12 protein-coding genes and 1 tRNA gene are annotated in these 15,440 nt (G+C 51.8%); 5 read left to right on the top strand and 8 right to left on the bottom strand.

The genetic code is table 11. The features are described from left to right. Positions 1-8: 8 nt before the first annotated feature. From RDN66_RS08510 to RDN66_RS08500, 3 genes are read right to left on the bottom strand one after another with little or no spacing between them, the layout of a single operon-like run. Complete coding sequence (locus RDN66_RS08510) at positions 9-437, bottom strand: DUF2787 family protein (RefSeq protein ID WP_049012548.1); 429 nt, start codon at positions 435-437, stop codon at positions 9-11. Between the two features lie 46 nt (positions 438-483). Further along, on the bottom strand, positions 484-915 hold the full coding sequence (locus tag RDN66_RS08505; RefSeq protein WP_308537774.1) for a hypothetical protein: 432 nt from the start codon (positions 913-915) through the stop codon (positions 484-486). Further along, on the bottom strand, positions 908-1,261 hold the full coding sequence (locus tag RDN66_RS08500; RefSeq protein WP_020838591.1) for a hypothetical protein: 354 nt from the start codon (positions 1,259-1,261) through the stop codon (positions 908-910). Before RDN66_RS08500 ends, RDN66_RS08505 begins: the two co-directional genes overlap by 8 nt. A gap of 518 nt (positions 1,262-1,779) precedes the next feature. Between RDN66_RS08500 and RDN66_RS08495 the strand changes: the two genes are divergently transcribed. Both RDN66_RS08495 and RDN66_RS08490 read left to right on the top strand, forming a co-directional pair. Next, positions 1,780-3,102 (top strand): tyrosine-type recombinase/integrase, encoded by a 1,323-nt coding sequence (locus tag RDN66_RS08495; protein ID WP_308537773.1) that lies wholly within the window; start codon positions 1,780-1,782, stop codon positions 3,100-3,102. 71 nt (positions 3,103-3,173) lie between these two features. After that, a complete protein-coding gene (locus RDN66_RS08490; protein WP_123282586.1) occupies positions 3,174-5,105 on the top strand; it encodes a DUF927 domain-containing protein in 1,932 nt (643 codons plus the stop codon). Positions 5,106-5,149: 44 nt separating this feature from the next. Here the strand turns inward: RDN66_RS08490 and RDN66_RS08485 are convergent, their stop codons facing one another. The 3 genes from RDN66_RS08485 to RDN66_RS08475 all read right to left on the bottom strand — a co-directional run bounded on the left by RDN66_RS08485 (position 5,150) and on the right by RDN66_RS08475 (position 7,942). Continuing rightward, positions 5,150-6,337: a site-specific integrase gene (locus RDN66_RS08485; protein WP_104457553.1), complete on the bottom strand. Its 1,188-nt coding sequence runs from the start codon at positions 6,335-6,337 to the stop codon at positions 5,150-5,152. A 716-nt stretch (positions 6,338-7,053) separates the two neighbouring features. Beyond that, a tRNA-Phe gene (locus RDN66_RS08480) sits at positions 7,054-7,129 on the bottom strand. Positions 7,130-7,234: 105 nt separating this feature from the next. Continuing rightward, positions 7,235-7,942: a DUF554 domain-containing protein gene (locus RDN66_RS08475; RefSeq protein WP_308537772.1), complete on the bottom strand. Its 708-nt coding sequence runs from the start codon at positions 7,940-7,942 to the stop codon at positions 7,235-7,237. Positions 7,943-8,360: 418 nt separating this feature from the next. Here RDN66_RS08475 and RDN66_RS08470 point away from each other — a divergent pair, with 418 nt between their 5' ends. Then, positions 8,361-10,496, top strand: coding sequence for an ornithine decarboxylase (locus tag RDN66_RS08470; protein WP_202217188.1), 2,136 nt, complete (start codon positions 8,361-8,363; stop codon positions 10,494-10,496). A 29-nt stretch (positions 10,497-10,525) separates the two neighbouring features. On the opposite strand, the gene RDN66_RS08465 is transcribed toward RDN66_RS08470, so the two are convergent. Both RDN66_RS08465 and RDN66_RS08460 read right to left on the bottom strand, forming a co-directional pair. Next, positions 10,526-11,218: a response regulator gene (locus RDN66_RS08465; RefSeq protein WP_035892051.1), complete on the bottom strand. Its 693-nt coding sequence runs from the start codon at positions 11,216-11,218 to the stop codon at positions 10,526-10,528. After that, positions 11,208-12,845 (bottom strand): sensor histidine kinase, encoded by a 1,638-nt coding sequence (locus RDN66_RS08460; protein WP_035892050.1) that lies wholly within the window; start codon positions 12,843-12,845, stop codon positions 11,208-11,210. The genes RDN66_RS08465 and RDN66_RS08460 overlap by 11 nt, the downstream gene beginning before the upstream one ends. Before the next feature lie 348 nt (positions 12,846-13,193). Between RDN66_RS08460 and RDN66_RS08455 the strand changes: the two genes are divergently transcribed. After that, entirely contained in the window at positions 13,194-14,555 is a 1,362-nt protein-coding gene (locus RDN66_RS08455; protein WP_035892049.1) for a 2-hydroxycarboxylate transporter family protein, read from the top strand. Positions 14,556-14,568: 13 nt separating this feature from the next. Continuing rightward, positions 14,569-15,432, top strand: coding sequence for a fumarylacetoacetate hydrolase family protein (locus RDN66_RS08450; protein WP_035892048.1), 864 nt, complete (start codon positions 14,569-14,571; stop codon positions 15,430-15,432). Positions 15,433-15,440 lie beyond the last annotated feature (8 nt).

Below are 15,440 nucleotides of genomic sequence, written 5' to 3'. Positions count from 1 at the left end.
GTGAACACTCAGCTTTCCCACAACGTACGGACCGTGAAAACCCCCATATCGTGGTAAGCCATAAAGTTACTTTCCCATAGCGACCAGAACTCACGGGCGTCGACATGAGAGATATCGCCACAACGGGAAAGCCACGTGTATTGTTGCGTCCAGCTCACATCGACATCTTTTTCAAGCTCAGGCCACGGATGCCCTGCATAGTGAAAATCGGTGACGTAATCGAGCTGCCAGTCTTCTCCGGCAGGGATGAGGCGTATTTCGACCGGATGCCAGCCGCCCTTTTCTGGTGAGTATTCAGGGTCACGGAAGTTAATGGTTAATCCGGTGATGGGGTGACGATGAGGCGGTTTTTGCGCGAGGATATCCAGAAGCAGTTGGGTAAACGACCGGGAGAGAGGCAGCACATAGCCGCCCTGCAATATTACGGGTGATGACATAGTGAATTTCCTGATTTTTGGTTAACAGAACACAGAAAAAGCGGGGTTAGTCCTGGCTGAGCGTAGCAAGCTGCGTTAGACGATGCTGCCAGTCGGAATAGCAGCGGTGCATAAAGAGTCTGCTGCTGTCCGCTTCGATAAGGCAGATATCCGGACTTCTGAGCACAGCAGCAAGAAAACCTGCGTTATTGGTGCTGCCCTGACCAAACAGTGGGCGAAATACACGGGATGGAAAGCTGTCTGGCTGCTGTTCCAGAATGGCGTGAATCGCATCAAGCGCTATCCATTCACGGGAGAACAGGCCCCCTTCGCCATTGGCGGTTAAGCGTAGGGCAAGACTCCCGGTTTCACCCTCTTTACCCAGCTCATACGTCAGCAGTCCCTTGCTGTGGGGGCTGATTTTCTCGGCTTCACCCCTGTAGAACACGGTATAGCTTTCGGTGACGGCGGCTTCGGTAGCGACTTTTTTCTTACTCATGGTTCAGCGCCTCAATCAGGTTCTGGAGTTGAGTGATAACTGTCGTGTCCGGGAACACCAGATAGATACCCTGTCCGTTATCGCAGACGATACCGAGCAGGAGATACCAGCCATCATCAAGTGCGGTGACGTATTCCGGGTTAGCCAGTGCCACTGCCAGCAGCGGGTCTTCGGGGAGTGTGTCATCGTGGTTGAGATGCCAGAGCAGGGTTCCCGTTTCGTTCCAGAAGGCGGTAAACAGGTCGATATCATCGACAGGGCCAAGGATTTCATTGCTGAGGGCCACCAGTGCGGAGGCGGGCAGGTTGAGAAGGGGAAGACTGGTGGGAGTCGTGAGTTTAAACATGATTATCTCCATAAGTAATTGATTCATATTGATAATATGTTTTCAAATGACTTTTAGTTACATTTTTTTTACGTTGTTTGCTTTTTATGGATTATGCCCTTAAATTTAGTTCTAACCTGGCATTAAATCCCGTTTTTTTTAGATTTTTAGCGTTTTATAAAGAAATTAGCATGTGCTGTTTTAACTGAAAATGAGAGAAGGCTTGCGCACAATTGCTATTGATTTTCTTACTTATTTTCTCAATCACAAAACGCCTTAAATAGTTCAAAAAACAATCAACACCCCATAATCGATATTATTTATGGGGAGAAACGACGTTTAAGCCTGAAAGTGGGGGAGTGGCACTTTCAGGAGATTAAGGAGGCAAACAGGCCTCTTTAACGCGTGTTTTTCTCACCAAAATGTCAGAACCGGTGATTTGCACTTCAGTATTTCTGCCAATACTATTCGCTCCATGTGCTGGCCAGCATCTAACTCAATACCCTTAATCTGTATTAATTGAGCGAGATGTATGCATTATGAAACCCGATAGTTCTTTAAACCAAATAACGCAGACAATGAAACGGAATGATGTTGATTCTGTGGATAGTCGCTTTTTTGAGTCAGCGCAAAACATGAAAACCAGCGTTGACGTTGAAGATTGCTGCGTTGAAGTGATGGTTCGACATCACAGCCCAAAGAATCAAAGAGAGGCATTCACTAAAGCTTTTTTTGATGAGTGTAAAATCCGTGCAGTACAAACTGGCCGGACTATCGAAGCCAGCGATACAAAATGTACCGGGCTTAAGGCTATATTCCACTCATCAGGACGCATTAAGTTTATTGTCCGCAAAAGTATTCGCGGAAAGAATGTTTACGTTGCAGTAGGAAGTTACCCTGAATTTTCCATTAATAACGCAAGGGAACATGCCTTTAAAATAATTCAGGAGCTTAAGGCTTCCGTTGAGACTTATGGTGAGCGTTTTCTTACGCACAGCAAAATAACGTTTAATGAACTTGTGGAACAGTATGTGAAATGCGTACTTAACACGGGCGTTAAGCGTTCAGCTAACACCGACCTTTCTAAGATCCGTAAATACCTGCGCCCTCTTCTCGGTGACAAAAAGCTGGCAGGTATGACGGAGGCAGATGTTCTGAGCTATCTGCACGATCTCGATCTTAAGCCTGCCACACGCAACCGCCACCTGGCGCTCATTAAAGCGGTCTTTACCTGGGCTATACGCATGGGATACACCAGCCGCTCTCCGGCGCTTTATATCAAAGCGCTGCCTGAAGTGACGTCAGATCGCCGCGCCATGGATGACTCCCAGCTTCAGCGCTGGATGGAAGTCTGTGAGTGCTGGCGTAATGGTAAACCCGATCATGAAGCCCTTGCTCTGCTCATGTTCCTTGCCCTGACGGGGCTGCGTCTGGGGGAAACCCGTCACCTTCGTCTTGAAGATGTGGACTGGAGCCGCAAGGTTATCACCCTTCGCCATACCAAAAACGGCAAACTCCGCCGTGTACCGGTATGTGATAAGGCTTTCGTTCTTCTGACAGAACAGCGTCAGCATCTGGGTGATGAAGGCTGGGTATTTCCGGGCAAGGGGACCGACAATCCGGTTTCTGAGCCGCGTCGCCTGCAAAAACGGCTTTGTGAGGCTGCGGGTATTCCACCGTTCACCATCCATGAGATGCGCCATACCTTTGCGACAAAACTCATTGAGAGCGGGGCCGACATTCACACCGTCAAAGACTTACTGGGTCACAGCACTATCAAAGTAACCGAAATATATTTGCATTCGAGCCCTGCGCGTTATCACGAAGCCGTTAATCGGGCGATGAACAGTTTTCCGGCATAAGCAGAATTTTATTCAGGCTGGAGCATTCTGCGTTCTCCTGCCTGTATCCCCCCTTTTAAAGGACCAGATAAATGAACAAAACAACAACGCTGTCCCCTTTGACTACAATGGCCCCGGCTCTTTTTACCTGCCTGAAACTGAACGCATTTCTCGCCCGCCGTGCGTTACATCTGGCTAATGCACAAAAAAGTCTTAACAAAGCGGCTGCTATCAATATTGGGGCTGATGACATTGCTGAAAATGGATGCCGTGATGGTCTGCCAGATGATTTTGTGAATACGTCAACAGGACTTTTTTATGACAATGGCAAGAAACTGACACAGTTCAGTTCGACGCCCATTGTTCCTGTTAACAGGCGTTACTCTGATTGTAAAACGCGCAATATGGGCATTGAGTTGATGACAATCAACCATGCCGGAGAGTTCGTCTGCGCTGAGATCTCATTGAGTGATGTGACGGTAAATCCCGATAATGTGATTGCATATCTTGCAGGCAAGGGCTTTGGTATTTCCTCGACGATAAGGGCTAAAGATCTACTGGCGTATTTTTTACAGGCCTGTATGAAGAAATCGCTGGCGTTGCCCACTTATCTTGTCGCAGATGCGATGGGGTTTGTACCAGGCAAAAAAGCATTTTTACATGGCGCAATGCCCATTGCGCAAAGTGTTAGCGGGTTTGATTATCTGGTTCCTGGTGTGCGTGTACCGACAGGACTCGTTGAATCCGGTAAGCTGAATGACTGGAAGTCTCTAGTGGAGACGTATGCTCATGGATGGCCGCAGGTTTTTGCATTGTGTGCATCCTTTGCTTCTATGCTGGTGAAATTGTACAAAATGGATGTCGCGCTGTTTCACTTTTATGGCGGGTCAACGACCGGAAAGACCATTCTTCTTCAGTTAGCCATGTCGGTTCATGGTCATGGCGGTGAGCCGGGAAGTGCATCGGGTGTTAACATTCTCCGCTGGAATACAACGGCGAATGCGCTGGAGAAAAGTCTGAGTTTATTCTCCGGGCTGTTAGCCTGTATTGACGAACTGGGAGCGTACAAACAGAAAGACTTCGCCTCACTCCTGTACAACATTACCGCCGGACAGGGCAAAAGCCGGATGGACAAGAACCTGGACGTACGGGAGGCTTATACATGGGAAATGTTTATTCTTTCATCAGGTGAAATGTCTATCCCCGAAAAGCTTGCCACACAGAAAGAGCAGATTCAGGGCGGGCAGGAGCATCGCGCCATCAGTATTAATATTTTGCCTGAAGATGCCCGTAAAAAGGGCGAATCAGCGGAAGAGGTTCGTTGTCGTGCTGAGGGCCTGAAAAATGGTCTGGGTGATATTTATGGCGTAGCGGGTAAGGCGTTTATCGCTAACTTGTTGACGATGGACGACGATGAGGGTGAACCGCTGTCCTGGCATGAAATGTGTGAATTTGTCCGGGATGCAACAAATGACTGCTTCAGCATTCTGGTCAGCGACCTGCAAGAAGAAGGCTATTCCCTCAGTGATATTCAGAAGCGTGCCTTAAAACGTTTTGCCTTATGCTGGTTCGCCGGGTTGATGGCAAGAGAATGGGGTATCGCTCCGTTCAGTGAGGAGGATATCTCGGAGGCGATAATGAGTGCTGCTCGTCGCTGGCTGGATGATAAGCCAAACCAGTACAGCCCGCTGAAGCAGGTGCTGACTGCCATTCAGTTAGATCTCATCAAAACCAGAACAGCCCATTTTATGCCATTGCTTGATGAAGATGCGTATACCCCGTCAAACCACTGGGGATTCATTGATAAGAATGATGACATGATGATTTTCGTTCCTGTTTTTGAAGACTGGTGTATCCAAAAAGGCCTCAAGCCTGTTGATGTGGCAAAGGCGCTGGCACAAAAAAATTATCTCAAACCAGAAAGTCAGGGTCACTACAAGAAGCGCCCTCAGAAGGGAATTAAACAACCCTTTTATTTGATAACGAGTGTATTTCTTGGCTGTAACATTGCGACCGATTTTTAATTTCATCAGTGACATGTCAGGCAGAGGATCTCCTCTGCCTTTTTTTATATCAATGAAGGTAACTGAGCACTGATCCGCTCGGCAAGTAACTGACTGGTATTCTGCAAACGCTGTGGGTGAAGATGCGCATACCGTTGGGAAGAATGACTGCTGCGATGCCCCAGTTGGGCCTGAACGTCATACAGTGTTCCGCCGTAGGAAACAATCAGGGCGGCAACTGAATGACGACAGGTATGAATACACACTTCTTTATCGAAAATACCCGCCCTAAGAACGATACGCTGAAAAGCCTTAACCGGGTTATTCAGCGGCATTCCCTGCTTTTTGCCGATAAACAACCACGGATTTCCCCGCTGCGTTGGCAGCGCTCTGATAACGTCCATAGCCAGTGAATTAAGGTGAACAATGCGACCATAACCATTCTTGGTTTCCGGAAGCCATAATGTACGTTTTACCGGGTCAACATGCTCCCACTTTGCCAGACGCAGTTCATCGCGGCGAAGCCCTGTCAGTAGCAGCAGCTTGACATAGCGGGCAGCAACGGAGTTGGTATCCTTATCAGCAGAGAGAAAAATACGACGAATTTCATCCTCGGTGAAATAGCGCTGTCGGGCGTTATTTTCCCTCAGTAACTGTACAACCCGTGCCGGGTGAGCCGATGTGATGCTTTGCCTTCCGGCCCATGTAAAGACAGCTTTAATCAGTACGATGATGCGGTTACAGGTTGCAGCAGAAAGAGAAGTGCATAACGTCTGCTGAAGGCGAAGAATACTGGCAGGGGTGATATCACTGAGTAACGTGTGACCTATAGCGGGGCGGATATAATCTCTGTAGCGCTGAACATCCTTCCCCCAGCTACGTTTGGCAGACATAGCCCATTGTAGATAATGCTGACTAAAGAGTTCATCAAACGTCATCTCCTTACGCTTGTTTTCACGTTCCTGCTTTGGGTCAGTGCCGGTGGCAAGAGAGCGTTTATGTTCCATGGCAACGCGGCGGGCAAAGGTGACATCCACCTCAGGCCAGTGACCAATAGCTATAGCGCGTTTTCTCCCATGATAGAGATAGCGGAGCAAAAACTTTTTACGACCTTCTCCTTTGCTTACCAGACATTTGAGACCAGAAATCTCGGTATCACTGTACTCAGCATCGGTGCTGCGTGACTCAGGTGGATTAGGGGGAAGGCATTTGATGAGCTGATTAGTAAAACGAAAGCGTGTCAGGCTGCACATATTAGCTCCTTGATTGGCGTAAAGAACGTCAGGGTTGAGCCATCCCTGGTACGGCAGTGTTTATGACAGAGTGGATTTACTGTTGTGGCGAAGGGTATGCAGGTGCCACAGAAGAGGAATAAAGACGTGAAAAGCAGACGATACAGGCTTTACGGTCCTGATCTGGTCTGAAGGGTAAAGATGCCGTGGGAAGGTACTCAAAGAAATAATATGTGTCTGAGTCAGTTCGTATTACATCTCACTGGAATGGTTTTATTTTGACGGGGGAAACGGGGAAGTGTCATGATCATATGACTTAAAAGGAAAATAGACTTTTATTCTAGTGGGCGGAAAGGTGGGTTTCCCCGAACAACAGGTGGGAAATGTATGTGATCAGATTGCCCCCGAGTGCAGAAGGGGAGTCCCCCACTGTTTTCCCCGTATCAGAAACCCTTAAAGACCAGTAGATTAAGGCTAAATACCGATTCCCCCATTTCCCCCGCGTTTTTGAATCATTATGAACAACCAGAGAGAAGAGAAACCGTAACTGACCGTAGAGAGACCGTAGCCGGGGGCAAGATATAGACACATTAGAGGGTATAGATGTTTTTAAAAGCAAAGAACAACTAAGAAAACGACGAAGAATCCAGCAAACAAATAACGTTCTGTAACTACCAGAAATCTACCGTAGCCAGAAACGAAAAAAGCCTCGCTTTTCAGCAAGGCCTTATGAATAGTGGTGCCCGGACTCGGAATCGAACCAAGGACACGGGGATTTTCAATCCCCTGCTCTACCGACTGAGCTATCCGGGCAACGGGGCGCATTAAACCGTAATCGCCTCGACTCGTCAACGAAATTTATAAAATTTGCGGCGAGTTGCACAATCTATCACCACTTTGCCCGTTTTGCACGCCAGGTCAGGCAAAAAACGCCGCCCAGGCCGCAGAAATCGGCATCGCCAGCAGCAGCGCAGGCAGCATATTCACCACTGCAAACATCTTAATTCCGCAGATGCGCAGGCCCGTTGCCAGCAGCAGCAGACCGCCGACGGCGGTGAAATCGGCCATCATGGCGGGGGTGGTCAGCGGCAGAATCAGGAATGCGCAGAACGCCAGCGAGAGCTGGATGATAAGCATCGGCACGCTGATGGCGCAGACCGCAAAACCGAGCGAACAGGCAAAGATCATCGCGGTGAAGAAATCGAGGAACGACTTGGCGATAAGAATGGTCGGGTCGCCGGTCATGCCTTCATGCATTGACCCAAAAATCCCCGTTCCGCTGGCGCAGAACAGCACGATAATCGCCACGAAGCTTTGAATAAAGTTCTCATGCTGGCTGCTTTTGCCCGGCTTGAGCATCCGCTTTTGTATGCTAGAAACGGCTTTATTGATGCCTTTTTCCAGAAAGCAAAACTCGCCAATCAGCGCACCAACCAGCGTCGCGAGCACCATCACCGGCATATTGGCGCATTTGATAACGAGCAGCAGGCCAATCCCCAACGAGGCAAGACCAAAAATCGAGGTCATTGAAACACGAATGCGCTCGGGTAAACGCTGGCTGAGCAGCGCGCCGATCAAACCACCGACCAGCACCGCGCCGGCATTAATAAATGGGCCTATTACCACGTTAACTCCTGTTACTTATCGATAAGTCCTGCATTATTATGGACTGATTAATCGGTTCAGTGCTTGTTTCTCCGTGGTATTAGTGCATAAAAATTTCGTCTTGCACCCCCTGGCTAATGGTGCCATGATTGCGCGAATTTTCTCCTTTTCTGAATCGGGGCCGCCTGCAATGACATCTTTGCCATTACATCGCCAATGCCACTTCGCCTGCTCGCGACGGTCTGCCCCTTCCTCATTGCCCACCATGCGGTGAAGCCAACGCACGCTCACTGCAGGACAACAGTAAGATTAGACCATGTCTGCTTTTACTGATGTCTGGCGGTCGGAGCTGTAACCCAGTTGCACCCAGACGCTTTATGGGGCAAAGCCAGCGGCTTTGTCCGGGGCTTTTACTCTCCCTGAGTGGGTCGTTGCGCTTATGAAATCAATGCACATTGCTGCCAGTCGCGAACTGGTTTCCCGTCTCTCAACCCATCGTCGCGTGGTGGCGCTGGACGGCACCGACTTTACCGATGTGGCAGCAGTCGTCATTACGGTGGCGGACAGCCACAGCGGCATCCTGGCATTACTCAAACGGACCGGCTTTAACCTGCCGGTCTTCGTGCTGACGGCGGACGCTATCAGCACGCCAGAAGGCGTGAATGCGGTTATTAGTGGAAAAGAGCAGGAGTGGCTGGAGCTGGAAGCGGCGGCCTCTCGTTACGAGGAAGACCTGCTGCCGCCATTCTTCGACACCCTGACCCAGTATGTTGAGATGGGCAACAGTACCTTTGCTTGCCCAGGCCATCAGCACGGCGCGTTCTTTAAAAAACACCCTGCGGGACGTCAGTTCTATGACTTCTTTGGCGAGAACGTGTTTCGTGCCGACATGTGCAACGCCGACGTGAAGCTCGGCGATCTGCTTATTCACGAAGGCTCAGCCAAGCACGCGCAGAAGTTCGCGGCGAAGGTGTTTAACGCCGATAAAACCTACTTTGTGCTGAACGGCACCTCAGCGGCCAACAAGGTGGTGACCAACGCGCTGCTCACCCGCGGTGACCTGGTGCTGTTCGATCGCAACAACCACAAATCTAACCACCACGGCGCGCTGATCCAGGCCGGGGCGACGCCGGTCTACCTGGAAGCGGCACGTAACCCGTTCGGCTTTATCGGCGGCATTGATGATCACTGTTTTGACGATAGTTATCTGCGCGAGCAAATCCGCGAAGTAGCACCAGAGAAAGCCGATGATGCGCGCCCGTTCCGTCTGGCGATTATTCAGCTTGGCACCTACGACGGCACGATTTACAACGCCCGTCAGGTGGTGGATAAAATCGGCCACCTCTGCGACTACATCCTGTTTGATTCCGCGTGGGTAGGCTACGAGCAGTTTATCGACATGATGGCGGACACCTCGCCGCTGCTGCTGGATCTTAACGAAAACGATCCGGGGATTTTTGTCACTCAATCGGTGCACAAACAGCAGGCCGGGTTCTCGCAAACCTCGCAGATCCACAAAAAAGACAATCACATTCGTGGTCAGGCGCGCTTCTGCCCGCACAAGCGGTTGAACAACGCCTTCATGCTGCACGCCTCAACCAGCCCGTTCTACCCGCTGTTTGCGGCACTGGACGTGAACGCCAAAATTCACGAAGGGGAGAGCGGCCGCCGACTGTGGGCGGAGTGCGTCGAGCTGGGCATTGAGGCGCGCAAAGCGATTGTGGCGAACTGCAAGATGATCCAGCCGTTTATCCCGCCGATCGTCGACGGTCGCCCGTGGCAGGATCATCCAACTAAAACCATCGCCAGTGAACGTCGCTTTTTTAGCTTTGCGCCAGGTGCACGTTGGCACGGCTTTGAAGGCTACGCGCAGGATCAATACTTCGTCGATCCCTGTAAGCTGCTGCTGACCACGCCGGGCATTGATGCACAAACCGGAGAGTACACCGAGTTCGGTATTCCGGCGACGATCCTCGCGCATTACTTGCGTGAGAACGGCATCGTGCCGGAGAAGTGCGATCTCAACTCGATCCTCTTCCTGCTGACGCCAGCAGAATCCGCCGAGAAAATGGCGCAGTTGGTGGCGATGCTCGGCCAGTTCGAACAGCATATTGAAGACGACACGCCGCTGGCCGACGTGCTGCCGACCATCTACAACAAATACCCGGTGCGCTATCGCGACTACACCCTGCGTGAACTGTGCCAGGAGATGCACGACCTGTACGTCAGTTTCGACGTGAAGGATTTGCAAAAGGCGATGTTCCGCAAAGCCAGCCTGCCTGCGGTAGTGATGAACCCGCAGGATGCCAACAGCGAGTTTATTCGCGGCAACGTGGAGCTGGTGCGCATCAGCGAAGCACAAGGGCGTATTGCCGCCGAAGGTGCGCTACCGTACCCGCCGGGCGTGCTGTGCGTGGTGCCGGGGGAAATCTGGGGCGGCGCGGTGCAGCGCTACTTCCTGGCGCTGGAAGAAGGGGTGAACCTGCTGCCCGGCTTCTCGCCGGAGCTTCAGGGGGTGTACAGCGAGAAGGATGCCGACGGTATCAGCCGATTGTTCGGCTATGTACTGAAATAAAGCAGGCCCCTCATCCCGCGGGTGAGGGGTTATGCGGCGCTGCGTCGGTACATCCGGCGCGGGTGTCCAATCTTGCCGTACAGCATTTCCACGCTTAAAAAGCCCGCTTCTACGCAGTGTTCCAGGTAGCGGCGGGCGGTGGTTTTACTCAAACCCGTTTCGCTGACGACCTCATCCACCGAGAAGCAGTGTGCGGCCTGGTCGTTAAATAGCTTTTGCACTAATCCCAGCGTTTTCTCCTCAATACCTTTGCTGCCGCTGTCCTGGCGATAATTTTTGGCCTGGAGCTGGTAGAGCGAGTCGACGTTTTGCTGGTCGACGATTTTCCATACCCGTTGTTGCTCTGCGAACTGCACAAAGCGTTCCAGCGATTGGCTAAGACGTTTCCATGATACCGGCTTGAGAATATAGTCAAAGGCGCCGTTGCGAATCGCCAGGCTACAGGTGTCCATGTCGCTGGCGGCGGTAATGAAAATCACCGAGCAGTTGGCCTGCACCAGCATTGGGTTGCTGATGAGCGTAATTCCTTTGCCGTCAGGCAGATAGTTATCCAGCAGTAAAAGCTGCGGCTGCTTGCTTTCGAGCTGCGCCTGAGCGTCCGCCAGCGAAGAGGCCACGCCGACGAGCCGCAGGCGCGGGTGTTTACTGATAAGCTCCGCGTGCAGCTGTGCCAGTTCATTTTCATCTTCAACGATCAGTACATCGATAAGTTCATGTTGCATAGTCGGTATCTTCCAGTTCCTGTGAGGTACACCGGGCCGTTCCCGTTGCCGGAATAAACAGTGAGAAAATCGTGCCGCGTGGCGTGTTATCGGCAACTTCGATTAAACCGCCAGCCTGGGTAACATAACTCTCGATCAGGTACAGCCCAATCCCGTGATCGCCCCGCGTTTTGGTGGTGATCCCGCGTTCAAATATCCGCTCGCGGATCTCCGGTTTAATGCCGATCCCCTGATCGGCGACCTCGATAATTAACTCTCGATCGTTCAGTTTGATCATCACCTCTACGGGTTCATGCGGAAGCGGGGCGCGCTGCGTGGCTTCGATGGCGTTATCCAGCAGATTACCAATAATGGAAATCACCTCGGACTCCGCCAGCGGGACAAACGGCCTGTCCATCAGGCAACCGGGGTCAAAGCGTAGCGCGACGCCTTTTTCGCGGGCGCGAGCGGCTTTCCCCAGCAGCAGGCCGCACAGCGTCGGTGAGCTAAAGCGTGAGGAGATAAAGTCTAGCAACTCCTGCGCGTGCTCTGACTGGGCCTGGATAAAGCGAATGGCCTCGTCGTAGCGCTCCATATGCAATAGCCCGGAGAGGGTGGTCATCCGGTTGAGCTGTTCATGGCGCATGATGCGCAGGTTATCAACGTAGCGTTTTACCTGGCTTAGCTGGGCGCTGAGAGAGTCAATTTCGTTGCGATCGCGGAAGGTGATTACCCAACCCTGAAGCGAATTTTCCATCATGATCCTTACCCGGCTGGCGATGACCGTCAGATCGTTAAAATGGCAAATCTCATCGTGGGTGTCCTGCTTTAGCATGGTGTCGCGGTTGAAGAACGGCATCGGGGCGATGACATCGCTAATCAGCTGTCCGCGCAGATGACGCGCCGGAAGGCTGAGGCCAAGCAGCTTTCTGGCCGCTTGGTTAATCACTTCAATGCGCAGGTTATCGTCAATGGCGATAACGCCTTCGTAGATAGACTCCATCATGGCCTTTTGCTGGCGCACCAGCAGCCCTATCTCACGGGGCTCGAGGGAGAAAATCTGCTTTTTAATACTGCGGGTGAAGAACCACGAGAAGATGAACAGCGCCAGCAGCAGCAGGACAGCGGCAATCAGGATATTCACCACCTTGTTGACGGTTATGCTGTCGAGGTAGCTGGTGAGATAGCCGACGGAGACAATCCCTATCACCTTACCCTTATCATCAAAAATAGGCGCTTTGCTGCGCAGCGAAATGCCCAACCCGCCCTGGCGAATAGTGGTGGTGCTTTTACCCCGTAACACTTCTTCGTTATCGCCGCCGACAAGCGTGGTACCCACCCGATCGTTAAATACCGAATGAAATAGGTGCCGGCCTTCATTATCACCAATGACAATAAAACTGGCGTCGCTTCGTGCGGCTAATCGCTGCATAAAATCATGGATTGCAGGAATGTTTTTATCGGCAACCTGTTTCCGTAGACTTGGGATGATGGCAATTTCTTCCGCCTGTATTTTGGCGCGACCACTCATCTCTTGATAGAGCTGTCTACCCATATCGATATAATAATAGCTACCCAGCAGCGCAAACAGCACCGAGAAAAAGGCAACCAGCGAAATAAACAGTTTTATCTGGAATGATACTTTCATTACTCTCACGCAGGGCCGCAACGAATTCCGCCAATATATCATCTTTTTTGACGATGCCAGCCTGTTTGCCGGAAACTTGTGATCCCTTGCACAGCCGCGCCCTGACAGGGAATTTTCTGAAAAGCGGGTTTAATTAAGGTTAAATTAATAAATGTTATTTATTTGTGCAATTTAGAAAAGAAACCATAAAAACCACGCTTATAAATAAGGCATTAATCACATTAAATAAAAGAAACCATTAAAACCATAGGTGCCATTAAAACTTCGGTTTTAATATGCTTTCACTCACATAAAGTAAGCCTTTAAGCCCTTAGACTACACACACAAAATAACCAAAAGGGCTTCATTATGAGCACAACTGATGATTCATTCTCTGTTACCCACGATCCGATAGAAATTCAGCGTCCGGCGCTTAAAGAACGCTGGTGGCATATTATGGATACCTGGAAAGTTGGCATTATTCCGCTGCCGCTGTTTCTGCTGGCTGGGGTACTCATCGCCATTGATTGCTTAGGTGGCAAACTGCCGAGCGATATCGTGGTGATGGTGGCGACACTGGCGTTTTTTGGTTTTGCCTGTGGCGAGTTTGGTAAGCGCCTGCCGATTGTTGGCAAGCTGGGCGCGGCGGCGATTTGCGCCACCTTCATTCCTTCGGCGATGGTGTATTACGGCCTGCTGCCGGACGTTGTCGTGGAGTCGACCACCAAATTCTATAAATCGACCAACATTCTCTATCTCTATATCTGCTGCATTATCGTTGGCAGCATCATGAGCATGAACCGTACGGTGCTGATTCAGGGCTTCCTGCGCATCTTCTTCCCGATGCTGTGCGGCGAAATTGTCGGCATGATTGTCGGTATGGGCGTTGGTATGGCGCTGGGCCTCGAGCCATTCCAGATCTTCTTCTTTATCATTCTGCCGATTATGGCGGGTGGCGTAGGTGAGGGGGCGATTCCGCTGTCTATCGGTTACGCCACGCTGCTGCATATGGATCAGGGCGTGGCGCTTGGTCGCGTACTGCCGATGGTCATGCTTGGCGGCCTGACTGCCATCATTATTTCCGGCTGCCTCAACCAACTGGGCAAACGCTATCCACACCTGACCGGCGAAGGCCAGCTGATGCCAAACCGCGCTAACGCGGATACGCAATCTTCGCAGCCAACGGTATCGGGTAAAACCGACGTTACCACCATTGCCTCCGGCGCGCTGCTGGCAGTCCTGCTCTATATGCTGGGGATGCTGGGTCACAAACTGATTGGCCTGCCAGCGCCGGTCGGCATGCTGTTCATGGCGGTGCTGGTGAAGCTGTGCAACGCCGCCTCTCCGCGTCTGCTGGAAGGTTCTCAGGTGGTTTATAAATTCTTCCAGACCTCCGTGACCTATCCCATTCTGTTTGCTGTGGGCGTCGCTATCACCCCGTGGCAGGAGCTGGTTAACGCTTTCACCATCAGCAACCTGCTGGTCATCGTCAGCACCGTTTCGGCGCTGGTCGCCACCGGCTTCTTCGTCGGTAAAAAAATCGGCATGCACCCGATTGATGTCGCCATCGTCTCCTGCTGCCAGAGCGGCCAGGGCGGTACCGGTGATGTGGCCATTCTGACCGCCGGTAACCGTATGAGCCTGATGCCGTTCGCACAGATTGCAACCCGTATCGGCGGCGCGATTAACGTTTCCATCTCGCTGCTGGTGCTGGGCAACTTCCTCGTTTAATCAGGACTGAATAATGAAACTCGCAAGCTTTATCTATCAGGGCGTACGCAGCTACGGCATCGTAAAGACCCAAGGGATGATTGATTTAGGCCGCCGTCTCGGCGACCGCTACGCTGACCTGAAGGCGCTGCTGGAGGGCAACGGCCTGGCGGATGCCACGCGCTATCTAAACGATGCCGTGGACGTACCGATGGACGCCGTGACCTTTTTACCGGTGATTGAACACCCGGAAAAGATCCTCTGCGTGGGCATGAACTACGCCGAAAAACGCAAAGAGTTTGACCAGCACAATCCGGCACCGACGCTGTTTGTCCGCTTCCCGGATTCCCAGACGGCGCATAACGCACCGGTACTGAAGCCGCGCCATTCGCGTGAGTTTGACTATGAAGGCGAGCTGGCGGTGATTATCGGTAAAGGCGGTGAAAACATCAGCCGTGAAGAGGCGCTGCGCCACGTGGCAGGCTACAGCTGCTATATGGACGGCTCCGCCCGCGACTGGCAGCACACGTGGTTTACCGCGGGCAAAAACTGGCGTCAGACCGGGGCGTTCGGCCCATGGATGGCTACGGCGGATGAAATTCCCGACCCGCACCAGCTTGCCATCCGCACCTGGCTGAACGGCCGCATGGTGCAGGACGATAACACCAGCAGCATGATCCACAAGGTCGCGGAGCTGATTGAATACATCAGCACCTTCACTCGCCTGAGCCCCGGCGATGTGATCATCACCGGTTCCCCTGGCGGCGTCGGCAAAAAGCGTAACCCGCCGCTGTTTATGCAGGAAGGCGACCGCATTGAGGTGGAAATTGAGCACATCGGCCATCTCAGCAACATCATCATGGAAGCGCCAGCGAACACGCTGACGGCAGCGCACTAAGTAAGGCG

This window comes from uncultured Kluyvera sp. (assembly GCF_902485085.1).
Lineage (GTDB): Bacteria > Pseudomonadota > Gammaproteobacteria > Enterobacterales > Enterobacteriaceae > Kluyvera > Kluyvera ascorbata.
Note: the sequence above shows the minus strand (reverse complement) of the source record. Positions and strands in the feature narration are given on the sequence as shown.